A 25,390-nucleotide genomic window follows, 5' to 3' on the forward strand; every position below is an offset into this window, starting at 1 on the left:
AGTAAGGTATGTTGACGTCACGGAAGTCGCGGCAGGCCGCCCACACATATGGTGGTTTCCAATCGCGGCGTTCCCTCCTATCGTTGCATCAACACGCAGGGCGAAGGGGGCGGAACGATGACTTCCCACGGACATGATCACGAAGGCGATCATTCACATCTGACAGAGACCGAGGCGCGGGTGAGGGCGCTGGAAAGCCTGCTGAGCGCTAAGGGCTATATCGACAGCGCGGCGGTGGACCGGATCATCCAGACCTACGAGACCAAGATCGGCCCGCGCAACGGCGCGCATGTGGTGGCGAAATCATGGGTAGAGCCGGAATTCGAGGCATGGCTAAGGCGCGATTCCTCTGCAACGATCCATTCGCTTGGGTATCATTCCCGTCAGGGCGAGCATATCGAAGCGGTGTTCAACTCGGACGAGGTGCATCATCTGGTCGTCTGCACGCTGTGCTCTTGCTACCCGTGGTCGGTGCTGGGGCTGCCGCCGACGTGGTATAAATCACCTCCCTTCCGGTCGCGGGCGGTGATTGATCCGCGTGGGGTACTGGCGGAGTTCGGCGTGACCCTTGATCATGCAACGCGGGTCGAGGTGCATGATTCAACCGCCGAGATCCGCTATCTCGTGATCCCGCAGCGCCCGGCGGGAACCGAAGGCTATTCGATGGAACAGTTGGCCGATCTGGTGACCCGCAATGCGATGATCGGGACAGGGCTGGTGCGCGCGCCGCAGGTGGCATCATGAACGGCGGCGCGGATCTTGGCGGGATGATGGGCTTTGGCCCCGTGGTGCAAGAAGAGGACGAACCGCTGTTTCACGCCCCCTGGGAGGCCCGCGCGCTTGGGATCGTGGTGGCGCTTGGGGCCTGCGGGCAGTGGAATATCGATGCTGCGCGATCCGCGCGCGAAGATATGCATCCGGGCGATTATACCCGCACGCCCTATTACGCGATCTGGCTGAAAGCGGCCAAGCGGTTGATGGTCGAAAAGGGGATGCTCACCGAGGCAGAGATTGCGCAATCGGTGCCGCTGACCCCCGCCGCGCCGATCAAACGCAAGCTTGCTGCCGAAGATGTCGACGACATGTTGGCGGCCGGTGGTCCGGCGGATCGGCCCGCGACAGGGACCCCGGCCTTTGCCGTCGGGGATCAGATCAGAACGATCAACAACCATCCCACCACCCACACCCGCATGGCACGCTATGCCCGCGACAAGGTCGGGACGATCACCAAGGTGCACGGGTTTCACGTCTTTCCCGATAGCAATGCGCAAGGGCAGGGCGAGGATCCGCAATGGCTGTATCAGGTGGCATTTTCGGCGCGCACGCTTTGGGGCGATCAGGCGCGCGCGGATGACAGCGTGACCCTTGATCTGTGGGAACCCTATCTGAGGACCGTATCATGACCCTGCCCGATCTTTCGCTTTTGCCCGATATTACGCTGTCGGATGATGAACCGGTGTTTGACGCGCCGTGGCAGGCGCAGGCCTTTGCGATGGCGGTGTCCCTGCATCAATCGGGGGCCTTCACATGGGCCGAATGGGCACAAGCGCTGACCGCAGAGGTGCATTCAGGGACAGAGCGTGACTACTACCAGCACTGGCTGACCGCGCTGGAAAAGATCGTGGCGCAGAAGCAGTTGACAACGGCGGGCGAGCTGGCGGCATGTAAAGACGCATGGCACGAAGCGGCGGCACGGACGCCTCACGGGCAAGCTATCACGCTGTGAAGGGCTCCGGCGCAGGAAACTCCGCGCCGGAGGCGATGTCTTAGCGGCCGACCCAATCGGGCAGGAACATCACGATATCGGGCACGGCGATCAACGCCGCCACGATCAACAGATCAACGATGACGAACCAGAACACGCCCTTGAAGATCGTGGACAGCGACGCGGTATTGCCGACCACGCCTTTGATTACAAAGACGTTCATCCCCATGGGCGGCGTGATCATCCCGATCTCGAGCAGTTTGACCAGCACCACACCGAACCACAGCAGGCTATAGCCCGTCTCTTCGACGATGGGCAGAACGATAGGCAAGGTCAGCAGCATCGCCCCGACCGGCTCCAGCATCATGCCAAGCGCAAGATAGACGCAAACGATGCCGATCATGATCAACAGCGGCGCGGCACCAAAGCCCAGAATCGCATCGGATAGCGCGTCCCCGATCCCCGACAGCGCCAGAAAGCGTGTCAGCAGGCTGGCCCCCACGGCGATGATCAGCAAAGCGGCGGTGGTGGTCAGTGTTTCGGTGATCGCCATGCGCAATGCCTTGAACGTCAGCGTGCGGTACAGCAGGGCGACAATGGTCGACAGCATGGCCCCGATGGCACCCGCTTCGGTCGGGGTGAACGCCCCGCCAAACAGACCCGCGAACACACCGATCACGATCAGCAGCACCGGCCATGTCTGACCCAATGCCTTGATCTTCTCTGCGCGCGTCGCGCTGATCTGGACCGGAGGGGCAAGATCAGGGTTCATCTTCACCCGCACGAGGATCAGCACGATATAGGCGACCAGCGTGATCACCCCGACCACCAGCCCCCCCATGAACAGGGCACTGACAGACTGCCGCGAGATGATGCCGTAAAGGATCATCAGGATCGATGGCGGGATCAGGGCACCAATGGTCCCCGCCGCGGCAACGGTGCCCGTCGCCAGTTCGGGGCTGTACCGGTGACGCACCATTTCAGGCACCGCGATTTTACCCATCGCCGCAGAGCAGGCGACCGAGGATCCGGTCACAGCGGCAAAACCGGCGCAGCCAAAGACCGACGCAATCGCAAGGCCGCCCGGCAGGCTCGACAGCCAGATCTGCGCGGCGTTGAACAGCCCCTGCGTCAGCCTTGTGTGATAACAGATGAACCCCATGAACAGGAAGGCGGGGATAGAGCTCAGCACCCATGAATTGGCAAAGCTGTAGGGCACGATCCCGAGGCTCCCCCAGGCGATGTTCCAGTTGAACATGGACCAAAGCCCGCCAAAGGACACGGCGATCAGCGAGATGCCAATCGGGATACGCATCAGGATCATCGCCAGCAGGATCGCGATAAAGATGCCTGCGATTTGTAACTCGGTCATTGTGCGTCTCCGCCGGCTAGATAGGGGTCTTCAACCTGCAAGGCGTTCAACCCGTGGGGGCGGCCGGTAAGGTGACAGATGAATTTCCACGCGGCGACGATCGACATCAGGCCAAAGCCCAAGGGCAGCGCCAGATAGGTGGGCCATGTGGTCACCTTGCCGCCTGCCTCAATCGAATAGGAGCCGCCGATAAATTTCGCCAAAGCCTCGTCTCCGGTGCGGATCGCGACGGTGGCAGTCACGATGCAGGTCAGCAGCAAGGCCAGCCCCGCGAGAAAGCTTTGTACTTTGGTGGGAAACCTTTCGACCAGCAGTTCAACCGCGATGTGGCTGTCGTTTTGCTCCACCGCGGCGAGAGGCAGAAAGGCGATCGCGACCATATAAAAGGCCGAGACGTAAAGAATAGTAGAGTTCAGCGGCGTATCGAACGCAAAGCGCATGACCACGTCGATGGTGACATGGGCAACCAGCATCAGAACAATGATACCAGCCAGCGAAGCGGTCAACGTGATCACCGCAGAGATCACTGACGCGATAAGTTTCATCGGAGTATCCGTTTGCAAAAGGGGCCGTCGGGGGGCCACGCGCATCGGCGCGGCACCCCGTTGTGATCAGCGGATGGGCGGCTTACTGCGCGTAAGTCGCTGGGTCCACTTTGGAAATCACCTGATCCCAGATCACTTGGTTCAACGCGTCAGCGCTGTCCACGTCGACCACCAGATCGTTCCACTTGGCCAACAGCGGCTCGAAATCGGCGGCGATTTCATCGGCCCGCGCAACGTCGTAAGTGTCTTTGAACAGGGCGGAAACGGTCTTGAGGTCCTGACGGCTGAATTCCTTGACCGCTGCCAGTAGCTCTGCGTCGGGCTCGTGGATGTTGATCCCGGCCCCACGCGCATGTTCGATCGCCGCGGCATCGTCGGTGTAGAAGTTCCATGTGGTATGCGCCGTCATCTGGCTGCCACCCCACAGCAGGGCTTCGCGCGATGCGTCGTCCATGCCCTTCCAGCGGTCCGCATTCACGTTCGCCGAGGAAACGCCCGCAAAAACACCGCCCGGTACGGCCAGCGTGATGTCGGTGACGACCTCGTGCAGGTTGTAGTTTGTCAGCTCGGGCGCGGACAGCATGGCGCAGTCGATGATGCCTTGATCCAGCGCTTCATAGGCTTCGGAAACGGGCAGACGCACGCCTTGGGCGCCGAAAGCTTCGGCGAAGCGCACGAAACCGGCACCACCGGCACGCAGACGCAGACCGTTCAGATCCTCGACGGAGGTGACTTTGACGTCCTTGCACAGCAGGTTGTACAGCGGGGTCACGCCGCCGCCGGTATAGACCTGATTTTGTGCGCTATATTCTTCCAGACACTCGGGGCATTTAGTGAATGTGTATTCGACCATCGCGCCGGTGAAGGCCAGCGGCTCTTTACCTGTGGGTTTTTCGACAAGGTTCACCAGCAGGTTCATCTCGTGCAGGAAGAGGTTCGTGGAATATTCCGCCGGGTAGTAGGGCGGCAGCACAAAGCCGACATCCGCCAGACCGTCGCGCACACCGGGCGAGGTTTCAGGCAGGCTCAGCAGCGACATCGCGAAACCGGTTACGTCGACTTCACCGTCAGAGCGTTCGGCCACGGCTTCGGCATAGGCGTCAACCGCCAGACCGATGGCAGAGTTATTCGGATAGCCGTAGGCAAAGTTCAGACGCTCTTTCGCGCTGGCCTGACCGGCGATGGCAACAGCAGCGACCAATGCGGTGACTGCGACGGATGATTTATAAGTCATGTATGTCCTCCCAAACATATATTTCGGGTCAAACAACCGCGCAAAACGCGTGGTTGCCCCTTGATTTTCGGTACTCGGCACACCGTCCATTCCCACGGTCTGATGTGTTGAGCCTGTGATTTTCCGGCACAACATTCCGAGTAGTATGTTACTCTCGTAACAGGGCGCGCAGGTGTCAATAGCTGTCGGTGATGTAAGTGCGCTAACGGATAATTACGGGGGGTCCGGTGACGCAACGGCTTGTCACAACCGTTTTTTTCGGCTCAGTATTCACGCTACACGGGCAAAACCCCCCGTTCTTTACTGCGCACCCGCTGTCGAAGGCTGAACCGAATGGACGAACACATCGATGACGACACGCTGACGGACGCCACCGAGGGGGCCGCGCCCAAGCATGACAGCCGCCGCGAGATCATCGAGGCGGCGGCGCAGTGCTTTATGCTCAAGGGGCTCGACAAGGCGACGATGGACGATATCGCCGATGTTCTGGGCGCGACCAAGGGGCGGGTGTACCACCATTTCCGGTCCAAGAACGCGATCTATTTCGCGGTGTACCGACAGGCGATGCAATATTGTTTTGACGCGGTTACCCCGCTGATATCATTGGATACTTCCAACATCAGCAAGCTTGAATTGATGGCCCATGCCCATGCGCGGGTGATGATGGACACGCTGCCCTATCAGCGCAGTATCCGCTTGGGCGTAGAGGTCTATTTGCGCGGCTCCACCACCGAAGCCGAGCGCGCTGTGCTGCGCGAGCTGATTACCCTGCGCAACGACTATGAAAATCTCTACCGCGAGGTGCTGCGCGCGGGTGTGGCGCAGGGGGAGCTGGACGTGCCGAACATCGAAATCGCCAGCCGTGCGTTGATGGGTGCATTGAACGGGCTGGTTGATTGGTACCGTATCCGTCCCGATCAATCCGAGGGGGAGCGTGACGCGCTGGCCCGTGCTTTGGCGCATGCCGTGGTGCATGGCACCACGGCATAATCCGCTTTCCTAGGCCGGTTTGGCCGCCGCATCCGCGCGGCGCTCTTTCGCGAGATAGGTGTGATATAGCGCGGGCACACCGATCAGCGTCAGAACAGAGGCAAAGCCCAAACCGCCCATAATCGTCACCGCCATCGCGGCAAAGAACGAATCGGCGAGCAGCGGCACCATCCCGAGGATCGTTGTGACCGCCGCCAAAACCACAGGGCGCAAACGGCTGACACTGGCGGTGACAATGGCGTCGTGCTGGTTCAGGCCGTTTTCTTTTTGCACGTCGATCTCTTCGACCAGAACAATGGCGTTCTTGATCAACATCCCCGATAGCGACAGCAGCCCCAGCAGCGCAGTAAAGCTGAACGCCAACCCCGAGAACAACAGCCCCAGTGCCGCCCCGTTGATCGCCATGGGCACGATGGTCCAGATCACCGCGGTCTGGCGCAGTTTGCCGAACAGCAGGATGGTGATCAGCAACATGGTCCCGAAACTCAGCGGCATCTGCTTGCCAAGCGAAGCCTGTGCGTCGCCCGCGTTCTCGAACTCTCCGCCCCATTCAAGGGTATAGCCGACCGGCAGTTCGATCGCCTCGATCAGCGGGCGGATCTGCGGGAAGACGGTGGGCGGGGTGACGCCTTCGATGACGTTGGCCTGTACCGTGATCGTCTGCACGCGGTTACGCCGTTCGATCACCGCGTTTTCGGCGGTGACCTTGAACCCGTCGATCACCTGGCTCAGCGGCAGGTAGTCCCCAAGCGCGGCGGAATAGACGATCTGGTCGGGCAGCTGCCCATTGCTCGCGGATTCCGCACGCGGCACCCGCACGATGATGTCGATCAACCGGTCCCGTTCGCGGTAGGTGCCCGCGGTGATCCCATTGGTCGACAGGGCAATCGCATCCGCCACATCGCTGCGCCCGATGCCCACGGCCTGCGCACGGTCCTCGGCATAGACAGGGCGGGTCACAAGCACTTTCTCGCGCCAATCGACATGTTCGGTATGCAGCAGCGGGGTTGCGTCACGCAGGATATCCTCTGCCTGATCGGCCAGATCGCGCAGCACTTCGGGGTCAGGCCCAGAAAAACGCGCCTCGATATCCGACCCGCCACCGGGGCCGAAAATGATCCGCTTGGTCTGCACCTCTGCCCAAGGCAGCGCGTTGATCGCGAACTGGTCAAGCTCGGCGCGTAGGGCGGGGATCGCATCAGCCGAGGTGGCGCGCACCACCAGCTGCCCGATCGAAGGGTCGCTGTCTCCGGGCGTGTAGGTCAGAACATAGCGCGTCAGGCCGGCACCGATGGTCGTCGTCACAGTGTCCACGTCGTCGCGCGCGAGCAGCCAATCCTCGATCACCGCAAGATCGCGGGAGGTCGACTGGATAGAGCTGCCTTGCTCCGCCTTGTATTCAAAGTAGAACAACGGCGTGTTGGACGCAGGGAAGAACTGCTGTTTGACCTGACCAAAGATCATCACACAGGCCACCGTGGTGCCGATCAGGCCGGCAAACACCAGCCAGCGGAACCGCAGCACCAGCCGGACAAGGTTGCCATAGCTGCGGAAAATCGGGCCGTTATACCCGCTGTCGTCATCTGCCAGCCCGCCGATCTTCAGCATATAATGCCCCAGCAAAGGCGTCACAGTCACCGCCACGACCCACGACATCAACAACGAGATCGCGATCACCGCAAAAAGCGAGAACATGAATTCGCCCGTGGCGTCAGGCGACAGACCGATCCCGGCAAACGCCATGATCCCGATGACCGTGGCACCCAGCAGGGGGATCTGCGTATTCTGCGCCGCTGTATCCGCGGCGGCGACCGAGGGCCGCCCCTTGCGCATTTCTTGCTGCATACCCTCGGCGATGACGATGGCGTTATCCACCAGCATCCCCATGGCGATGATCAAGGCCCCAAGGCTGATCCGTTCAACTTTGACGCCGAACAGATACATGAAGAAGAACGTGGCCAGCACGGTCAGCAAAAGCGATACACCGACAACAACCGAGGCGCGGACCCCCATGAACAGCGCAAGCACCCCGATCACCACGCCCACGGACATGGCAAGCGACAAAAGGAAGCTGTTGTTGGCTTCGTCCACGACGCGGTGTTGTTCGTAGATCGGCGTGATCTCTACCCCGACGGGAAGGAAGGTTTGCAAGGTCTCAAGCTGCGCTTCGACGCGTTTGCCGACCTCGACGATATTTTCCGATTCCAGTCCCGAAACGCCAAGGGTGAAGACCTCTTGCCCGTCTTGACGCAAAAGGTGGTCGGGGGCGTCCACACGGCCCCGCGACACGGTTGCCACGTCCAGCAGGTTCAGCACCTCGCCCTGAAAGCCGAAGGTCAACGCGCTGATTTCATTGACACTATCATCGCCCGAGGGACCGTCGATCCGCAGGTTGGTATCGCCCGTTTCGACAAAGCCGGTGGGGTTGATCGCTGTGGATTCACTGATCGCGCCGATGATCACGCTGGGATCGATGCCAAGCTGTGACATCTTTTGCGACGCTGGTTCGACAAAAATCGCCTCTTCCGGCAGCCCGTCGATATCGACGTTGGCAACACCGTCGACCGTCAGCAGGTCACGCCGGATGAAAGTCGCGATCTCCCAGATCTCGGAATCCGAAAAGCCGGGGGCGGAGACGGCATAAAGGATACCGAAAACATCGCCAAAATCGTCGTTCACCTGTGACGGATAGGCCCCCGAGGGCAGTGAGCTTGCCGCGTCAGACACACGGTCGCGCAGATCATCCCAGACCTGTGGCAGCTCGGTCCCGTCGTATTCATCCTGCATCTCGACTTCGATGACCGACAGCCCGTGGGTATTGCGCGAGGTGACGGTCTTGACCTCGTCCATCTGCTGGATTTCAGCCTCTAGCACCTCAGAGATTTCGGTCGCCACCTCTGCCGCGCTGGCACCGGGATAGGCGGTGGCGACGATGGCGGATTTCAAGGTAAAGCTCGGGTCTTCCAGCTTGCCGACCGACAGGTAGCCAAACACACCCCCAAACAGGGCGAAGAGGATGAAAATCCACGTATAAAGCGGATTTTCAATGGAAAAACGTGCGATTTTCATAGTTTACTCGATGCTCAACCCGTTGAAGGGGCGCACGGTGTCGCCCTCGCGCAGCAGCTGTGTGCCAGCGCCGACAACCAGGGTGCCCGGCTCAAGCCCCGTGGCGATGATATCTGTGCCGGTATTCGAGGACACGTCGACGTTGACCCAGCTGACCTGACCCTGTTCGCCGGTCTCGTCAGGGGTATAGACCATGACCCGCGCCTGATCCTCGGCCATAACCACGGCGGAAGGGGGCAGGGTCGTTGCAGTGTCGTCGCCCGCTGCGATCCGCGCGGTGACGCTCATCGATGCGCCGGGGATCAGTTTGGGCGTGACCCGATCAGAGGGGAGCGCAAGCGTCACGCGGTAGCTTTGCCCGATGCTTTGCGTTTCGGCGTTGAACTCGCGCAATTCAAGCGGCACACCACCGGCAAATAGCGGCGACGTGCCGGTAAATTCGACGTCAGCCGCATTTGAATACATCTGGAACATCTGCTCGGGAACGTCGATCTCGACGCGTACTTCCGACATGTCATGCAGTCGCACGATGGCCTGACCCGGAGAGACATTGGCATAATTCGGCGTCAGACGCGAGGCGACCAAGGCGCGAAACGGGGCGATCAGCGTCGCGTGGTCCAGCGCCTCGCGGGCCTCGCTCAACGCGATCCGCGCCAGATCGCGGGCGGTTTCCGTATCCTGCGCCTGTGCCGTGGAAACTGCATTGCTTTTGGCCAGCGTTTGCGAACGTTCGAAATCCCGTTCGGCTTGGGTCAGCTGCACCTCGGCACGTTGTACCGCGCGTTCAAACGGCACCGGGTCCAGCGCCGCGATCTGCACGCCTTCTTGCAGGAACTGCCCTTCTTGTGCGTCGAACATCACCATGCGGCCGCCGACCTCGAACGACAGGTCCACTGTTTCCAGCGCTGCGATCTTGCCGAAAAAGACCCGCTGCACCTGCGACGCGGCACCGCCCGCCTCTATCAATTTGACCGACCTGATCGGCGCGGGCGTGCCCGAGGGGGTCAGGTCATCGGCGTCTTGTGCAACAAGAGGCGTCGCAAGGGTGGCGCATAAAAGGACGGAAATCAGCTGCTTCATATCAAAGGCCTTTCGAGTACTGGGCGGTACTTACGCGCAGTGACGTACAGTTCAACCCCCCTTGGTACCGTTCAGCACTTTTATTTCACCCATACACGCCCTAGTTCTGCATTATGAATGAAAACGCATCAAAATCGCGAATACTGTCGACAGCGCGCGCCCTGTTCTTCGTCAAAGGCTTTGAAAAAGTCACGACGGACCTTTTGGCGCGCGAGGCTTCTGTGTCCAAGGCGACGATCTATCGCCATTTCGACAATATGTCGGAGATCCTGCAAAATGTGCTCGAGGCCGAGGCAGAGGTTTTTCGCGCCGAGGTGTTGGGAGATATCTCCGACCATCCCGATTTGCGCACCGCGCTGATGTCGTTCGGGCGGAAATTTCTGAGCTTTCTGGGGGAGCAGGATTCGGTCGAATTTACCTGTCTGATCCACGAGGTCGCCCGCGACTACCCGCAGATCGGTCGCACCTTCTATACCGCCGCCTTCGAGGCGGTGTGCGCCGCCGTTTGCGGTCTGCTGGTGCAAGGACAGGAAAACGGCGACCTGCGCGACGATTTCGACCCGCGTGATGTCGCCGAAGACCTTATTTCATTGCTCAAGGGCTTTGGCATGGTCCGTGCGCAACTGGGGCTCACGACGCGCCCCTACAAGGATATCGACCAGCATGTCACCCGTGCGGTCGATACCATTCTGGTCGCTTACCGCGCGTCAGGCGGGGTCGGGTCGGCATAATTCGCCACATGCATGATCGCGGCCTGCGTATTGTCGCCGCTGATGTTCAGCTTGGGGCCTAAGGGCAGCGCGCTCATCCCCAGCCGGTTCATCCAGCGTTGGAACACGGCAGGTACGATCCCGATCACATGGGTCGCCCCTTGTTCGGTCGCGGCACGCGCCATGCCCCGGATCAGCTTGGTCTGGATCGCCAGCCGCCGGTGCGCGGGCTCGTTTTTTGATAAAAACAGCCGCGTGGCTTCCCAGACATGGGGCATTACCGGCGCGTCTTCGTAAAGCACATATTCAGGGATATCCGGCAACATACCGCGCTGCGCGTCTTTCAGCATATAGGTATAACAGCCGCATTGCGCCGTGGTCGGCAGCAACCGCACGCCCGCCAGCACCCGGCCGTATTCATGGATCACGACAGACCGGCTTTGGGGGGTGTCGTACTGGTCAAACTCCATCCCTTCGGTATGGGGCAGATCCCATTCCTTTTGATCGATAAAAACTGATTTGCGTGCTTTCAGAAAATCTGAATAGAGTTGGCCATACCGATACTGGTTGCCGATATGCACCACTGTCTCTTCCAGCCGTGTCGCGTATGAAGGGACATCACTTTCAACGGGTCGTGTCTGAAGAGCGGCCTGAACCGAAGGCTCCAACTGGATCGTCTCTGCACGCTGGTGCGATTTTGCGTTCTGGATACCCATTGTTCTCTGCCTAAAGCTCCGCTCAAGTAACGAAAAAGTTAACAAAATGCATACAGCCACGGTTCTGCCATGATCGCAACAAATTTTCCACCAATAGTTGAGGTGTATCGTAGTGAAATATCAGCAGATTCGTTTGGCGCTCAATTCCGCGCCAGGCTGACGGAGGAAGCGCAACATGGAAGCAATTGACAATGTTAATTTGCCTCAGGCCCGCCCGGTTCTAAGTCGGCTGCGGGATTATGCGCTTGTGGGCAGTCGTGCGTTTGGCCAGCGGGCGATCATCTATACCGCAGCTATTGCTTTGGCAGGCTATTACTATGAGCTGAGGGTCGCGCTGTTTTTCTTTTTCGCGATCGGCTTGTGCGAAATCTATGACATCGTCGTGCTGCGCTACATCCTGCGCAACACCCGGTCCAAGACCCTCAAGATCCGCAAATCGCTGTTCCACATCTACATGACCACGGCGCTCAGTGCGACGACGATTGCGCTTTTCTGCATCTCGATCGCGATCCAGCAGGGCGTGGGAAACAGCCACTTTCTGCCGCTTTTCCTGTTGATTTCCGCCTCTATCTTCGCGGCGATGAACAACCACCAGTTTTTGTATGTGCTGGGGTTTCGGCTGGCGATCTACATCGGGGCGATCCTCTATATCCCGATCCGCGATGTCGTCGTGGCGCGCCCGTCGCTGGACTCTGAAATCTGGCTGAACCTCTTTACCGCGCTGTTTGTTCTGGGCTTCGTGTTCGAACTCGCCCGGACCTTCATCAAGGGGTATTCCGCGCTCATGAAGAACCGCCTCGCGCTTCAGACCGAGAACAAGAATGCCCTCGCCGCAAGCGAGGCTAAGACCCGTTTCCTGTCCACCGTCAGCCACGAATTGCGCACGCCGCTCACGTCGATCCGCGGTGCGCTTGACCTGATCAACGCAGGGTCAGCGGGCGAGGTGCCGGACAAAATGTCGCGGCTGCTCGATATCGCGACGCGCAACTCGAACCGTCTGGGGGATCTGGTCGGGGATTTGCTGCTTTTGCAATCAGCGGATGTGGGGAAATTCTCGCTTGATCTGGGTAACGTGGATCTGGCCGAGGTCGTGAACACGGCCGCCCATTCGTTCCAGCCCTATGCCAGCCGCTTTGGCGTCGCGGTAGAGATCAACGTTGCCGCAGACCAGCCCATCGTGCGCGGCGACAAGAAACGGCTCGATCAGGTGATCGTGAACCTGCTGTCCAATGCCGCCAAATTCTCGGAAGCGGGGGGCACTATCCGTGTGGGCCTCAAACGCGAGGACGAGAACCTCGTGATTTCGGTCGCGGATCAGGGCATCGGGATTCCCGAGGGCAGTGAAAGCGTCATCTTCGAGGAATTCGGCCAGATCGATTCAAGCGATCAACGCAAGTTCCAGGGTACGGGCCTTGGCCTGTCTATCTCGAAACGTATCGTGGATGCCCACGGCGGCAGCATCGCCTATGAAAGCAAGCTCGGCGTGGGCACCACCTTCTGTGTTGTGCTCAAGGCAGCGGATGCGGCCAAGGCGGTTAAGCCCGAAAGCTATTCCACCGCCGCCTGATCTATCGGCACGGCCCGCAACATCAGCGGGCCATCGGGCCGCATGGTAAAGGTCAGGTTCGGTGGCGCGACAGGGTGGTCCGTCAGTTCAAAAGACGCCCGCCGCAGCGCCGAGGCAAGCAGCACCATAATCTCTGTCTCGGCATATTGCGCCCCGATGCAGATGCGCGGCCCGTCCCCAAAGGGAATATACTGTCCGCGCGGGTACTTACGGTCCAGAAACCGGTCGTGCTGATACAGCGCGGCGTTGTCCCACAGCAGCTCGTTCCGGTGCAGCGCATAGACCGGGAACATGATCACGTCGCCCTTCTTGAACGTCACATCCTTGATCGTCACCTCATCCGTCGCATCACGGGCGAACAAGGCACCTGCGGGGTACATCCGCAGGGTTTCGCGCACATGCGCGTGCAGCTTGGGCATCTTGGGCAGATCGTGAAAGCCGATGGGCCCGTCACCGCAGGCCTCCATCACCTCGGCGCGCAGATCGGTCTGTACCTCGGGGTGCATCGCCAGCAGATACAGCCCCCAAGCGATTGTATTGGCCGAGGTTTCATAGCCCGCCGCGACAAAGGTCAGCAGGTTATCGACCGTCGTTTCTACATCTTCCTTATCCGTCTCAAGCGCCTCGATCAGCAGGTCAAGAAAATCGACCGCCTCTGCATGGCGCTGCGCGCGGCGGTTGGCGATCACGTCATGGGTCAACTGCCTCAGATCACGGATCGCTTTCTTGCTGCGCAGCCATTTCAGACGGGGCACCCACTTCGGCAGACCCATCAGATCGAACAGCGACATATAGCTGATATAGTCGGTGAACCGTCGCATCCCCTGACGGACATCCTGCTTGGACACAGCCTCGTTCCCCGAGAACATCACCCGCGAGATATTGGTGAGCGTCGCCTCTTGCGCCGCATCCGATACATCGACCTCGCCCGCCGTGCGCGCAAAGAAATCCGCCAGCTCGTCGCCGGTCTGGGCAAAGTGTCGGGTCAGCACGGGCAGGTTGCGCGCGGCAAAAAGCGGGGCATAGCGATGCCGTTGCGCGCGCCATTTCTCGCCTTCCGACAGGATCATGCCGTTGCCGACAACGGGGCCGATGACGTTATGTGTAAACTCCGCCTTGGGAAAGCGACGCCCGACACCGGCCAGCAGTTCGGTCACCATATCGGGGTCACAGACATAATGGATCTTGGCCGGCCCTTTCAGATAGCTTTGCGTGCGCGTCGCATCGGGGATCACCGAAAAGATGTTCTTCCCCGCTTTTTTGGCAAAGTCGATCAACCCGACATCGGTCTTGGCCAGATCCGCCTCGACAGGGATCGGGTGCGCCGGTGTCGCCCCATCGGGCGCAGGCATATTCTGTGTATTCATTGTCGTCTCCTTGCCGGCCCACGGGTGGCGTTTATCACACCGGTGTTTCTAGCAGGGAAACAATGATTAATTCTATCTAAAGTTACGCGCCAACGCGAAACGTCAGGTCGCAGAGGTCTTGATGCTGTAGGTGCGTAAATGTGCGGCAGCGTCGGCGCGGGTCATTTTGCCTTGGGCCAGTTCCACCATCATATCGGCGTGTTCCTGATCCACAGCGGCCTGCAGCTCGTATCCGTTCTGGTCCAGAAAATCGCTGGCGACAAAGAAGGCCGTGCGCTTGTTACCATCGACAAAGGCCTGGTTGCGGGCGATGGCTTCGGCATAGCAGGCGGCCAGTTCAAAAAGCGACGTTTCACCAAAGGCATATAGGTTCATCGGGCGGGCCAGTGCGGATTCCAGTAGGTCACCATCGCGCAACCCGCGTGCGCCGCCGGCCAGCTCCAGTACGCAATCGTGCATGTATTCAACAAGTTCGCGGGTGACCCAGCGGGGCTCCGTCATCGTTTGGCGAGTTCCAGTATCGTGCTGCGATGCCGTTCAAGCCCGCGCGCCACGCGGTCTTTATCCTGCGCGGTCACCCCTTCGGTCAGGGCGGTCAGGCGACGGTATTCATCTGCTGACAACAGCACCAGACGGTCACGTTGGTGGCTGGTGATGATGACAGGCTCGCTCATCGCCGCATCGCTGAATGCGCCGATGTTGTTCTTGAATTCGGTGGCGGTGACACGTGTCATGGGGCTCTCCTGTAGCGTCACCGCACAATATAGGCAAAATGGACATTTTGTCCATATGGGCCGTGGTCACAGCTTCGGCTGGACCGTTAAGGTAAGACCAGCTCTTCCCCGTTCTGCCAGCTTTGCGCCAGCGCCTTTGCCTCACCTTTTTGCTGGGGTGCCAACTGTTGGCCCATTTGCATCAACCGTTCTTCGGGCGCATCCAGCGCGCCGTCGCGGTCATAGGCCATGGCGGTATCCTGCAACGCCCATGCGGTCACGGGGTCCGGTGTGACGCTGATCCCTTCGGCATAGAAATGCGCGAGCTTGGAAAGGGATCGCGGCTCTCCGCGTTCGGCGGCGGCACGGTACCAGCGCGCGGCCTCTGCCGGATCAGCGGGGCGGCCCTGACCGTTTTCATACAGCAATCCGACGTTCAGATAGGCAACGGGTTCGCCGTATTCCGCAGCTAGCTGATACCAGACCATCGCCTCGTCAAAGTCCTGCTGCACACCGCGTCCAAGCGCATAGTGCTTACCCATGTTGACCTGCGCAGCGGGGACGCCATTGCGCGCTGCCTCATAGTACCAGCCGACGGCTTTCTCGTCATCTTGCGAGGTGCCAAGCCCCTCGGCATAGAGGTTGCCCAGATTGATCTGCGCGGGGGCATAGCCCTGTTCTGCCGCGAGCCGATACCATTCAAGCGCTTGTCCGTGGTCCTGCTTTACCCCGACGCCGTGGTTGGCCATCCACCCCAGCGAATATTGCGCGTCGGCCAGACCCTGTTCCGCCGAGGCACGCAAAAGCTGTTGTGCTTCTTCGGGGGCCGCCTCGCCGCCGCGACCTTCCAGCAACAGGATGCCCAAGCGGTACTGGCCCATGGCATTGCCTTGCTCTGCCGCTTTGCGATACCAGGCGCGGGCCTCTGCATCGCTTTGCGCTGTGCCTTCGCCCAGTTCATGCATGTTGCCCAGACTGAATTGTGCCTTGTCAAACCCTTGGGCCGCAGCGCGGGTGAAATAGTCGAACGCGGTTTTCGCGTCGGGGTCGACGCCTTGCCCAAAGCGGTAGGACACGCCCAGAGAGTTCAACCCGCAGGGGTTGTTCTGTTCGGCAGACTTCTTCGCCCATGCGACTGAATCATCAAAGCTTTGCGGCACACCATCACCGCCGCGGTAGTACAGGCGGCCGACCTGACATTGCGCCTCGGCGTCGCCCTGTTCGGCTAGCGGCAACAGCAGTTCCAGCGCGTGGGTATAATCGCCTTGCTCGAACGCGGCCATGCCGTCCTGCACAGTCTGGGCCTGCGCGGCCACGGGCATCACCGCGGCCAGTACGGTACGGCCAAACCAGCTTCGTTTTGTTTTATCTGCCATCGAAAGGGTCCTTCTTGTCGGGTGGGCAGCCTGCTGCCTTTTCGCGGTTTCGTAACGCGTTTCCCCTATCGATGCACGCCGCCACCCCGCCAAATCTCGGCGGAAAATTGCGTGTTTCTGCTGTGGCTTAGGCCGTGGTGCCCCGACCGGCAAAGACCCGCGTGCGGGCGCGGGGGTGATCGGCAAAAAGGATACCCATGGGTAACTTTAGGCAGGTGCCGCACCGGCCCGACGCGACGCGCGCTGCGAGACGAAGGCGCAGACCAGAAGCTGCGAGATATGGTAGATCATCAGCGGCAAAACGATGGCACCGACCAGATCGGGCGCAAAAAGCGCCGTGGCAATGGGCAACCCGCTGGCAAGGCTTTTGGTGGACCCGCAGTAGAACAGCACCGCGCGATCCGCGTCGGGCATTCCCGTCGCCTTGCCAAGGGCGATCATCGACCACATGCCCACGGCCAGAAACAGCCAGACCACGGCAAAGAGCAGCATCAGCGTGGTGACGGGAATAGCGGACCAAAGGCCCGAGACTGTCCCCGCGCTGAAAGCAGAGTAGATGATCAGCATGATCGACCCGCGGTCCACGATCATGGTCAGCAGCTTGTGGCGTTGCACAAACCCGCCCACCAGCGGACGCATCACCTGCCCGACGATGAAAGGCAGCAAGATTTGCACGCCGATTTTGCCGATGGCATCCAGACTGACGCCGCCGTCGCCTTGATGCAGCAGCAAGGTCACCAGCACCGGCGTCAGAATGACCCCGATGAGGTTGGAGACGGACGCCGCGCAGATCGCCGCAGGCACATTGCCGCCCGCAATCGAGGTGAAGGCGATAGAGGATTGCACGGTCGAGGGTAGCACCGACAAAAACAACAGCCCCATGGTCACCGTCGCCCCGAGGATCGGGCTGCACAGCGTCGCCAGCAGCAGGCCAATCAGCGGAAACAGCACATAGGTCGCGCCAAAGGTCATCCCCTGCAGGCGCCAATTTGTGATGCCAGCCTTGACCGCGCTTGGATCCAGCTTGGCCCCATAAAGAAAGAACAGCAACGAGACGGCCCAGAAGGTCACCCCGCGCAGGCCTTCGGCCGCAACACCTGTGGCAGGCAGCACAATGCCCGCGATCACGGTGGCCAGCAGCAAGATCATATAGGCGTCGATGCCGATGCGTTTGATATAGTTCATGGGAATGCCTGCGTTGTCGAAAGATCGATATAGGGGCGCTGCCGGCCCGTAAAGGGCGAGCGGAGGCGTGACCCTCCGCTTGCCCATGTGGCGCGGGATCAGAAGCCTGCGGCTTGCCCGTCTTTGCGCGGATCAGAGCCCGCGGCGTAACCGCCTGCCGCGTTGCGTTGCACCAGTTGCGCGCCGCCGAAGCCAAAGGCGTTGTCCGGTGCCTCGATCTGGATCGCATGGCCAAGCGCCTTGAGCCCGTCGAGCAGATCGGCAGGCATCGACGGTTCGCAAGCGACGGCCAACCCCTCGATCGCGCGCCAGCGGGGGGCATCGGCGGCGGTCTGGGGGTCTTGGTCCCACAGCTGCGTGCGCAGCAAAAGCTGCATATGGCCCTGTGCCTGAATGGGCCCGCCCATCATGCCAAAGGCCATCAGGGGCGCGCCGTTCTTCATGGCGAAGCCCGGAATGATCGTGTGAAAGGGGCGTTTGCCCGGTGCGACCTGGTTGGGGTGGCCGTCCTGTGTCGTGAAGCCAAAGCCGCGGTTCTGCATGGACACACCCGTGCCCGGCACCACCACGCCAGAGCCGAAGCCCGCGTAGTTCGACTGGATAAAGCTGACCATCATGCCCGAGGCATCACCGACGTTCAGCAACACGGTGCCGCCCTGTTTCGGGGCCCCCGCGCCAAAGTCCTGCGCCTTGTTGACATCAATCAATGCGGCGCGGGATTCAAGGTAATCGGGGTCAAGCAGGGCCGCTTCGTCCACGTCGGTCATGTGATCGCGATCGGCGACATAGGCGTGCAGATCGGCATAGGCGAGCTTGATCGCCTCGATCTGCAAATGCACGGCAGCCAGATCGTCGGGGCCGTGGTCGCGGATGTCGGTGTGCTGCAACATGCCAAGCGCCATCAGCGCGGCGATGCCCTGACCGTTTGGCGGGATCTCGTGCAATTCCACGTCGTCAAAGCTTTGGCTGATGGTGCCGCACCAGTCGTTGTGATGCGCTGCCAGATCGTCGGCTGTCATCGCGCCGCCATTGGCCTTGGCGAAGGCCGCGATCTCTTGCGCGATCTCGCCTTCGTAGAAGGCGCGGCCCTTGGTCTCGGCAATAGCGCGCAGGGTGCGCGCGGCACCGGGGTTGCGGAAGCGTTCGCCGGGTTTGGGCGCGCGTCCCTCGGGCATGAAAGTCTCGGCAAAGCCGGGCTGGTCCTTGAGCACCGCGGCCCCTTTGGCCCATGCCGTGCCCACGACCGGCGACACGATAAAGCCGTCTTCGGCATAGCGGATCGCGGGGGCCAGCACGGTCGACAGGCCGAGGCTGCCGAATTTTTCAGACAGTTCGACCCAGGCGCTGACGGCACCGGGGACGGTCACGGCGTCCCAGCCATGTTCGGGGATGCCGTCCTTGAAATACTCGGGCGTCCAGGCGGCGGGCGCGCGGCCCGAGGCGTTCAGCCCGTGCAGTTGCTTGCCGTCCCACAGGATGCAGAAGGCGTCAGAGCCAAGGCCGCAGCCCGTGGGCTCGACGATTGTTAGCACAGCCGCCGTGGCGATGGCCGCATCCACAGCGTTGCCGCCTTGTTGCAGGATGGACAGACCGGCTTGGGTCGCCAGCGGTTGCGAGGTGGCGACGACATTCTCGGCCAGGATAGGCGAGCGGCGCGACGGGTAGACGGGATCATGACGTAGGCGCATGGGATGGCCTTTCTGTAGATGTACGGTTTTTGAGGTGACTGCGGATGGCCCAGACAATGGACACGAAAGCCGCAATCAGGAAAATCAGGCTGATGGGGCGGGTGAAGAACAGCGTCGGGTCTTCGTCCGTCATCAGCGCGCGCCGCAGGTTGGTTTCGGCGATCGGGCCCAGAATGACCCCCAGCACCAAAGGTGCCAGCGCATAGCCAAGGGCGCGCAACGTGTACCCGGTGATGCCGATAAAGATCAGCAGGTAAAGGTCGGTCACGCGGTTGTTCAGCGCAAAGGTGCCCACGACGCAGCAGGTCATCACCACCGGCACGATCAGCCATTTGGGCACTTCGGTCACCCGCAGGAACAGCCGCATGGAGCAGATCGAGACGATCAGCATCATGAAGGACGCGACCACCATCGCGATGAACATGCCATAGACAAGGTCACCGTGATCCATGATCAGCCGTGGCCCGACCGAGATGCCATGCACCATCAGCGACGCCATAAGGATCGCATCGACAGCCGACCCGGGGATGCCCAGACCGATAAGCGGGATCAGCCCGCCGCCCGCGGTCGCGGAGTTGCCCGCCTCGGAGGCGACGATGCCGTCGGGTTCACCGGTGCCGAATTTGTCACTGTTTTTGGACCCGCGTTTGGCCTGATCATAGGCGACAAGGTTGGCGATGGACCCGCCCGCACCGGGCAGGGCGCCGATCAGCACCCCCACGATGGACGACCGCAGCAGGTTGACGGGCCGCATCAACACTTCTTTCATCACGGTCCATGTCTGGAAATCGATGGCCCCTGTGACCAGCGCATTGCCCGACCGCACACTGTCGGCATTCTCTACCTCTGACACAAGCTGCGAGATGGCGAAGATCCCGATCAGCACGACCAGAAACGGCAGGCCGGCCTGTAGCATCTCTATGCCGAAATCAAAGCGCGGGCGGCCCATGATCGGGTCTGTCCCCACGGTAGAGATTGCAAGCCCGATCAGCCCCGCCAGAATGCCGCGCATGGCTGAGGTGCCGACAAGGCTGGCGACGATTGTCAGGGCAAAGACGATGAGCGAGAAATACTCCCACGGGCCAAGGCGCACGGCGAAAAGCGCCAGCGGCGGTGCGGCGAAAATCAGCACGATGGTCGAGATCACGGTGCCAAAGAAGGACGCCCAGACCCCGATGGACAGCGCGCGCCCCGGTTCGCCGTTGCGCGCCATGGGGAAGGCGTCAAAGGTGGTGGCGACCGACGATGGCGTGCCGGGGATGCCCAGCAACGCCGCCGAGATCAGCCCGCCAGTATAGCCGCCCACATAGACCGAGAGCATCACGGCGATGCCTTGCAAAGGCTCCATCGTGAAGGTCAGCGGCAGGGTCAGCACAATCGCCATGGTGACGGTGAAACCGGGGATCGCCGCCGCAACGATGCCCGCGACGGACCCCGCCAGCATATAGGCGAGCGTCGCCAGCGTGAAAATCTGCGCGGCCCCTGTCATGAAATCAGTCATTCAAAGCACTCCGCGCGGTAGGAAAACGGTGAACACTTCGGCAAAAAGCCAGTTCAGCCCGAAGGAGAAAACCACAGCCACCACAGCAGCGAGGGCAATAGACTTGGGTGTGCGTGGCATCAGGATCACCTGAAGCACGAACAGGAAGATCAGGCTGGCGATGGAAAACCCCAGCACCGGAATGACCAGCAGATAGGCGGTGAGCGCGCCAAGGCATACAAACACCAGATAGCAGCGTTTGGCCCATGCTACGGCCTGTGCTGCGAAATCACCGTAAGCGTGGCGGGGGATCTGGCGCAGCGCATCAATGATCGCGATGGCTGATACGATCGCCATCGCGCCAAAGATGATCTTGGGGAACGCCCCCGCGCCAAGCTTTTCAAAACGCGAGGTCGCAATGCCGCTGGCCGAGATGAACAATGCGATTGAGGCCAGCAGGAGGAAGACATAGCTCAGGAGGCGGGCAACCAAGCCCGCCTCCTGAGCCTTCATGGGGTCGTGCCCGTTCATGGGGCCAGAACCGACGACAGCGATTTCACTGTCTCGTCCAGTTTGCTCAGATAGGCGCGGTAGTCTTCCTGGCCGCGGAACCCGACATCGGCACCCGCGTTGTTGGTCTGCTCGATATAGGTGGGGTCTTGGGCCATCTCTTGCAGCGCGGCTTCAAGCGTGTCGCGGACCTCTTGCGGGGCTCCTTTGGGCATCACGATGCCGCGGGTCACGTTCAGCTCAAGATCCTGACCCAGCTCTTTGAAGGTCGGCACATCGGGGGCGGCGTCCACCCGGTCGGTCGCGCCGACGGCAAGGAAGGTCAGATCGCCGTTGTCGACGAATTGTTTGGAGGAGCTGATGTCGCCGATCGCCACATCAAGGTTGCCGCCGACCAGCGCGCGCACGCGTTCGCCCGTGCCCTCATAGCCGACGTATTTGAATTCAAGCCCGAAGGCCTGTTCGATCATCGCGGCGTGCAGATGCGGGACGCCGGCCAATGTGACGCCCATCGAGATCTCGCCGGGATGTGCCTTGGCGTAGGTCACGAATTCTTCGAAATTGCTGTAGTTGTCGGATTTGCCCGCCACCAGATATTGGGGCGATGCCGTCATCAGCGCGATCGGGTCGAAGTCATCCCATGCCAGATCGGTGATGCCGGTTTCGGTGGCGACCAGCAGACCTTCGTGCACTTGGCTGATGGTATAGCCATCCGCGGCGCGGCGCGAAGCCTCGCGCAGGCCCACAGTGCCGCCGACGCCGGGCATGTTGATCACGGGCATTTCAGCGCCAAGGAACGGCTGCACGTTGTTGGCCACAAGACGCATCAGCGTGTCAGAGCCGCCACCGGGCGACCAGGGCACGATGAACTCTACCGCGCGCTCGGGGTAGGTGTCGGCTGTGGCGGGGGCTGCAATCAGGCTGGCAGCGGTGAAAAGGGCGGCAAGGCCCGAACGAAACGTCATAGGAGGACTCCCTGTGAGAGAAGCAGCGGTTTATCCGCCACGGGTTTGGTGTCAGTTTCGTGAATAACACAAGAATAACCATATCAAAGCGCGTAATTCTTGCCATTACATTTAGTATATCTTATCTTGAGGTATGGATACACGTCAGCTTGAGACTTTATTGGCCATTAGCCAGCACGGCGGCTTTGCCGCGGCGGCGCAGGCCGTGAACCTGACCGCCTCTGCCGTCAGCCAGCAGATCGCGGCGCTTGAGGCAGAGATTGGCACACAGTTGTTCGACCGCACCCGCCGCCCGCCCGCCTTGACCACCAAGGGCGCCGAAATGGTCCGCTCGGCCCAGTCGATCCTGCAGATCGTGTCGGACACAAAAGCCTCCGTCGCGGGGGAGCAGATGCGCGGCACCGTGGCGCTCGGGTCGTTGCGGACCGGGGCGAATTCACTGATGCCGCAGGCGCTTACGACGCTGCGCGCCAGCTTTCCGTACCTGAACTTTCGGCTGCGGGTCGGTGTGTCCGAGGAGCTGATGAGCGAGGTCGTGTCGGGCCAGCTGGATGCCGCGGTTGTGGCGGATCACGTGGCGGTGCCCAGCAGTCTGCGCTGGACCCCTGTGCTGACCGAACCGTTGATCGTTCTCACACCGCCCGGCACCGGGACGATCACGCTGGATGATTTGATCCGCGACGTGCCCTATATCCGCTATCGCACGCAGGTGCCGCTGGCGCGTCAGATCGACACCGAAATCGCCCGCCTTGGTGCCGCGCCGCGCCAGATCGTGTCGGTGAATACGATGCCTGCCGTGGTGGGCTGTGTGCGCGCGGGTCTGGGCTTTGCCATTATCCCGCAGATCGCGCTGCACGACGCCGAGACAGCCTCGCTTGACTGGTTCCCTTTCGGGGCGCCGCCGATCCATCGCCGTCTGGGGCTGGTGCAGCGGGTCACCTCGCGCCGCGCCGAGGTGCTGGCGGCTTTGGTCACCGCGCTGATCCAGCAGGGGCTCACGGCAGAAGTCTATGATTAGGCCCGCGCGCGCCAGCCCTTACGCCAGATCGCAAGGCCGATCACCGACCCATAGACCACCATCGCGCCGCCGATGGCGATGAAGATGCCGCGCAGGCCTAGGCCGCCGGTTTGCATCAGGATCAGCGCGCCGATCAGCGCCACCGCCATCCTGCTGAGGCTGCTGACCACCGGCCAGACCATATGCCCCGCCCCCTGCGACGCGAAATAGAGCGCGAGACCGAGGGCGAAGAAGGCGTAGAACGGTGCCACGAGCCGGAAATAGCTGCGTCCCGCGTCCAGCGCGCCGGTGTTGGACGGGTCAAGGAACATGCCAAGCCAAAGGTCGGGAAAAACCGCGAGCAGCAGCCCGATACCGCCGACGATCACCGCCGCCGCGCAAGATCCGGTCCAGGCCACGCGCAGGGCGCGGTCCAGCTGACCGGCGCCCATATTCGCCCCGACCATCGCCGTCATCGCGGCACCAATGCCAAAGATCACGGGGATCATCAGAAATTCGAGCCGTGCGCCAAGCCCGTAACCGGCCAGCGCTTCTTCGCCGAACCGGCCCACGAGCCCTGTCATCATGATGATGGTGATCGTGGTCAGCAGGGTATTCACCGCCGCCAGCGCCCCAACGCTGAGGATATCGCGGAACATGCTGATATCGATCCGGCCCAAGGCACCGCCAAAGCTAAGCCCCGTGCGCCCCGACAGGATATGCGCCATCGCCAGCACAGCCCCGATAGCAAAGGCGAGCACGACGCCGATGGGCAGGCCCGCCACGCCAAGCGCGGGCAGGGGGCCCCAACCCAAGGCAAAACCGCCCGACAAGGGGATCGAGATGACGGACACCAGCAGCAAGAGCACGGCAGGGGTCTGCATATCGCCCGTGCCACGAATAATGCTGAGCGAGGCATTGCACAGCCAGATCGCCATGCAGCCGGGAAAGAAGATCAGCGCATAGGTCGCGGCGGCAGAGACGGCATCGGCACCGCCCCCCAGCAGGGTAAAAAACGCCACGCCAAACAGCCCGACCAGAAGGGCCATGATCACGGCAAAGGCACCCGCGATCATCCACGCGACTACTGCTAATGTGGCCGCCCGCGCGCTGTCTTGTGCGCCAAGTGCGCGCGCCACCGCGGCCGAGATCGCCCCGCCGATGGCCCCCGCCGACAGCATTTGCGTCAGCATGACCAGCGGGAACACCAGCGCCAGACCGGCCAGCGCTGTCACCCCAAGGAGGCTGGCGAAATACGCCTCGGATATGCTTTGCACGGTTTGTACGAACATCGCCAAGACATTGGGTGCGGCAAGCTTGGCCAACGTCGGCGCGATTGGTGCCTCAAGCAGGGCGCGGGTCCGGGTGGCGCGAGCCTGCGTCGCGGCGGCGGAAAGGGCAGGGGCGGCGTTCGGGGTGACGCGGGCCATCAGCTGGCCCTGCCGAGCTGCGATGTGGCGACCTGATGTGGCATGGTTTCCCCCGTTCGAATGCTTGGAGTGGCGAGTTTTCGCCTCTCGGTTCCTTTTTGGAATGCACTACGGGTAAGTTCTCTTTCAGAACCTGTCAATGCCTGCTAGGATCACGGGATGAAATGGAACGAACTACAGAATGAATCCTGCCCCGTGGCGCGGGGGCTGTCCGTGGTGGGCGACCGCTGGACCATGCTGGTGCTGCGCGATTGTTTTCTGGGCATTCGCCGGTTCGAGCAGATGCAGGACCGGCTGGGGATCACGCGGCATGTGCTGGCGGACCGGTTGCGCAAGCTGGAGGGGGCCGGCGTGCTGCGCCGCGAGGCCTATCAGGAGCGCCCCCCGCGCCACGAATACCGGCTGACCGAACGGGGCAAGGCGCTGTATCCGATGCTGGTGTCGCTGATCGACTGGGCCAACGCTCATGTCCCGATTGAAGGCAGCCCGTCGGTCACGCTGGTCTCGCGCAGTGCGGGTACGCCGATCGCGCCCATGCTGGTCGACCGTGTCACCGGAGAGGAGATTACCCACCGCAGCGTCAGCGCCATTTCGAACGCCGGTGCCAAAAAAGCATAGCGGCTTTCCGCCGCCCACCGGGTAAAAAACTTCGAAACCTTCCAGCGCAGGACCGATTGACAGGAAGGGGCAG

24 protein-coding genes are annotated in these 25,390 nt (G+C 61.3%); 8 read left to right on the forward strand and 16 right to left on the reverse strand.

What is annotated here, in order from left to right; genetic code table 11:
* Positions 1 to 117: 117 nt before the first annotated feature.
* From nthA to C1J04_RS15125, 3 genes are read left to right on the forward strand one after another with little or no spacing between them, the layout of a single operon-like run.
* Positions 118 to 744: a nitrile hydratase subunit alpha gene (gene nthA, locus C1J04_RS15115; RefSeq protein ID WP_114865643.1), complete on the forward strand. Its 627-nt coding sequence runs from the start codon at positions 118 to 120 to the stop codon at positions 742 to 744.
* Positions 741 to 1,403, forward strand: a complete 663-nt coding sequence (gene nthB, locus C1J04_RS15120) for a nitrile hydratase subunit beta (RefSeq protein WP_114865442.1) — start codon at positions 741 to 743, stop codon at positions 1,401 to 1,403. The genes nthA and nthB overlap by 4 nt, the downstream gene beginning before the upstream one ends.
* Positions 1,400 to 1,726 (forward strand): nitrile hydratase accessory protein, encoded by a 327-nt coding sequence (locus C1J04_RS15125; RefSeq protein ID WP_114865443.1) that lies wholly within the window; start codon positions 1,400 to 1,402, stop codon positions 1,724 to 1,726. The genes nthB and C1J04_RS15125 overlap by 4 nt, the downstream gene beginning before the upstream one ends.
* Positions 1,727 to 1,766: 40 nt before the next feature.
* Here the strand turns inward: C1J04_RS15125 and C1J04_RS15130 are convergent, their stop codons facing one another.
* The 3 genes from C1J04_RS15130 to C1J04_RS15140 all read right to left on the reverse strand — a co-directional run bounded on the left by C1J04_RS15130 (position 1,767) and on the right by C1J04_RS15140 (position 4,856).
* Positions 1,767 to 3,077 carry a TRAP transporter large permease gene (locus C1J04_RS15130; protein WP_114865444.1) on the reverse strand — a complete coding sequence of 437 codons (1,311 nt, stop codon included), beginning with the start codon at positions 3,075 to 3,077 and terminating at the stop codon, positions 1,767 to 1,769.
* Positions 3,074 to 3,622: a TRAP transporter small permease gene (locus C1J04_RS15135; protein ID WP_009824216.1), complete on the reverse strand. Its 549-nt coding sequence runs from the start codon at positions 3,620 to 3,622 to the stop codon at positions 3,074 to 3,076. The genes C1J04_RS15130 and C1J04_RS15135 overlap by 4 nt, the downstream gene beginning before the upstream one ends.
* Before the next feature lie 82 nt (positions 3,623 to 3,704).
* Positions 3,705 to 4,856, reverse strand: coding sequence for a C4-dicarboxylate TRAP transporter substrate-binding protein (locus C1J04_RS15140; protein WP_005848706.1), 1,152 nt, complete (start codon positions 4,854 to 4,856; stop codon positions 3,705 to 3,707).
* A 333-nt stretch (positions 4,857 to 5,189) separates the two neighbouring features.
* Between C1J04_RS15140 and C1J04_RS15145 the strand changes: the two genes are divergently transcribed.
* The gene (locus tag C1J04_RS15145; protein WP_114865445.1) at positions 5,190 to 5,846 is read left to right on the forward strand and encodes a TetR/AcrR family transcriptional regulator; all 657 of its coding nucleotides are present in this window, start codon (positions 5,190 to 5,192) and stop codon (positions 5,844 to 5,846) included.
* 9 nt (positions 5,847 to 5,855) lie between these two features.
* Here the strand turns inward: C1J04_RS15145 and C1J04_RS15150 are convergent, their stop codons facing one another.
* Together C1J04_RS15150 and C1J04_RS15155 are read right to left on the reverse strand one after the other, a co-directional pair.
* A complete protein-coding gene (locus tag C1J04_RS15150) occupies positions 5,856 to 8,915 on the reverse strand; it encodes an efflux RND transporter permease subunit (RefSeq protein WP_114865446.1) in 3,060 nt (1,019 codons plus the stop codon).
* Positions 8,916 to 8,918: 3 nt separating this feature from the next.
* Complete coding sequence (locus tag C1J04_RS15155) at positions 8,919 to 9,995, reverse strand: efflux RND transporter periplasmic adaptor subunit (RefSeq protein WP_114865447.1); 1,077 nt, start codon at positions 9,993 to 9,995, stop codon at positions 8,919 to 8,921.
* A 113-nt stretch (positions 9,996 to 10,108) separates the two neighbouring features.
* Here C1J04_RS15155 and C1J04_RS15160 point away from each other — a divergent pair, with 113 nt between their 5' ends.
* A complete protein-coding gene (locus tag C1J04_RS15160) occupies positions 10,109 to 10,726 on the forward strand; it encodes a TetR/AcrR family transcriptional regulator (RefSeq protein WP_114865448.1) in 618 nt (205 codons plus the stop codon).
* On the opposite strand, the gene C1J04_RS15165 is transcribed toward C1J04_RS15160, so the two are convergent.
* Positions 10,693 to 11,421 (reverse strand): acyl-homoserine-lactone synthase, encoded by a 729-nt coding sequence (locus C1J04_RS15165; RefSeq protein ID WP_005848699.1) that lies wholly within the window; start codon positions 11,419 to 11,421, stop codon positions 10,693 to 10,695. The two genes, C1J04_RS15160 and C1J04_RS15165, sit on opposite strands and share 34 nt — an antisense overlap.
* 175 nt (positions 11,422 to 11,596) lie before the next feature.
* Between C1J04_RS15165 and C1J04_RS15170 the strand changes: the two genes are divergently transcribed.
* Positions 11,597 to 12,988: a sensor histidine kinase gene (locus C1J04_RS15170; protein ID WP_114865449.1), complete on the forward strand. Its 1,392-nt coding sequence runs from the start codon at positions 11,597 to 11,599 to the stop codon at positions 12,986 to 12,988.
* On the opposite strand, the gene C1J04_RS15175 is transcribed toward C1J04_RS15170, so the two are convergent.
* The 9 genes from C1J04_RS15175 to C1J04_RS15215 all read right to left on the reverse strand — a co-directional run bounded on the left by C1J04_RS15175 (position 12,970) and on the right by C1J04_RS15215 (position 22,272).
* Positions 12,970 to 14,355 (reverse strand): cytochrome P450, encoded by a 1,386-nt coding sequence (locus tag C1J04_RS15175; RefSeq protein WP_114865450.1) that lies wholly within the window; start codon positions 14,353 to 14,355, stop codon positions 12,970 to 12,972. The genes C1J04_RS15170 and C1J04_RS15175 overlap by 19 nt on opposite strands.
* A gap of 102 nt (positions 14,356 to 14,457) precedes the next feature.
* Positions 14,458 to 14,856 carry a type II toxin-antitoxin system death-on-curing family toxin gene (locus C1J04_RS15180; RefSeq protein ID WP_114865451.1) on the reverse strand — a complete coding sequence of 133 codons (399 nt, stop codon included), beginning with the start codon at positions 14,854 to 14,856 and terminating at the stop codon, positions 14,458 to 14,460.
* A complete protein-coding gene (locus C1J04_RS15185) occupies positions 14,853 to 15,089 on the reverse strand; it encodes a type II toxin-antitoxin system Phd/YefM family antitoxin (protein ID WP_005848692.1) in 237 nt (78 codons plus the stop codon). The genes C1J04_RS15180 and C1J04_RS15185 overlap by 4 nt, the downstream gene beginning before the upstream one ends.
* An 86-nt stretch (positions 15,090 to 15,175) precedes the next feature.
* Positions 15,176 to 16,444, reverse strand: a complete 1,269-nt coding sequence (locus C1J04_RS15190) for a tetratricopeptide repeat protein (protein WP_114865452.1) — start codon at positions 16,442 to 16,444, stop codon at positions 15,176 to 15,178.
* 207 nt (positions 16,445 to 16,651) lie between these two features.
* Complete coding sequence (locus tag C1J04_RS15195; protein ID WP_114865453.1) at positions 16,652 to 17,629, reverse strand: bile acid:sodium symporter family protein; 978 nt, start codon at positions 17,627 to 17,629, stop codon at positions 16,652 to 16,654.
* 98 nt (positions 17,630 to 17,727) lie between these two features.
* Entirely contained in the window at positions 17,728 to 19,317 is a 1,590-nt protein-coding gene (locus C1J04_RS15200) for a gamma-glutamyltransferase family protein (RefSeq protein ID WP_114865454.1), read from the reverse strand.
* On the reverse strand, positions 19,301 to 20,818 hold the full coding sequence (locus tag C1J04_RS15205) for a tripartite tricarboxylate transporter permease (RefSeq protein ID WP_064215692.1): 1,518 nt from the start codon (positions 20,816 to 20,818) through the stop codon (positions 19,301 to 19,303). The genes C1J04_RS15200 and C1J04_RS15205 overlap by 17 nt, the downstream gene beginning before the upstream one ends.
* A complete protein-coding gene (locus tag C1J04_RS15210) occupies positions 20,819 to 21,289 on the reverse strand; it encodes a tripartite tricarboxylate transporter TctB family protein (protein ID WP_240790874.1) in 471 nt (156 codons plus the stop codon). It lies immediately after the preceding gene.
* Between the two features lie 35 nt (positions 21,290 to 21,324).
* Positions 21,325 to 22,272: a Bug family tripartite tricarboxylate transporter substrate binding protein gene (locus C1J04_RS15215; RefSeq protein ID WP_074637074.1), complete on the reverse strand. Its 948-nt coding sequence runs from the start codon at positions 22,270 to 22,272 to the stop codon at positions 21,325 to 21,327.
* A 133-nt stretch (positions 22,273 to 22,405) separates the two neighbouring features.
* Here C1J04_RS15215 and C1J04_RS15220 point away from each other — a divergent pair, with 133 nt between their 5' ends.
* Entirely contained in the window at positions 22,406 to 23,290 is an 885-nt protein-coding gene (locus tag C1J04_RS15220) for a LysR family transcriptional regulator (protein WP_114865456.1), read from the forward strand.
* Here the strand turns inward: C1J04_RS15220 and C1J04_RS15225 are convergent.
* On the reverse strand, positions 23,287 to 24,699 hold the full coding sequence (locus tag C1J04_RS15225; protein ID WP_114865457.1) for an MATE family efflux transporter: 1,413 nt from the start codon (positions 24,697 to 24,699) through the stop codon (positions 23,287 to 23,289). The two genes, C1J04_RS15220 and C1J04_RS15225, sit on opposite strands and share 4 nt — an antisense overlap.
* Positions 24,700 to 24,858: 159 nt before the next feature.
* Here C1J04_RS15225 and C1J04_RS15230 point away from each other — a divergent pair, with 159 nt between their 5' ends.
* Positions 24,859 to 25,317 carry a winged helix-turn-helix transcriptional regulator gene (locus tag C1J04_RS15230; RefSeq protein ID WP_114865458.1) on the forward strand — a complete coding sequence of 153 codons (459 nt, stop codon included), beginning with the start codon at positions 24,859 to 24,861 and terminating at the stop codon, positions 25,315 to 25,317.
* Positions 25,318 to 25,390 lie beyond the last annotated feature (73 nt).

This window comes from Sulfitobacter sp. SK025 (genome assembly GCF_003352105.1).
Lineage (GTDB): Bacteria > Pseudomonadota > Alphaproteobacteria > Rhodobacterales > Rhodobacteraceae > Sulfitobacter > Sulfitobacter pontiacus.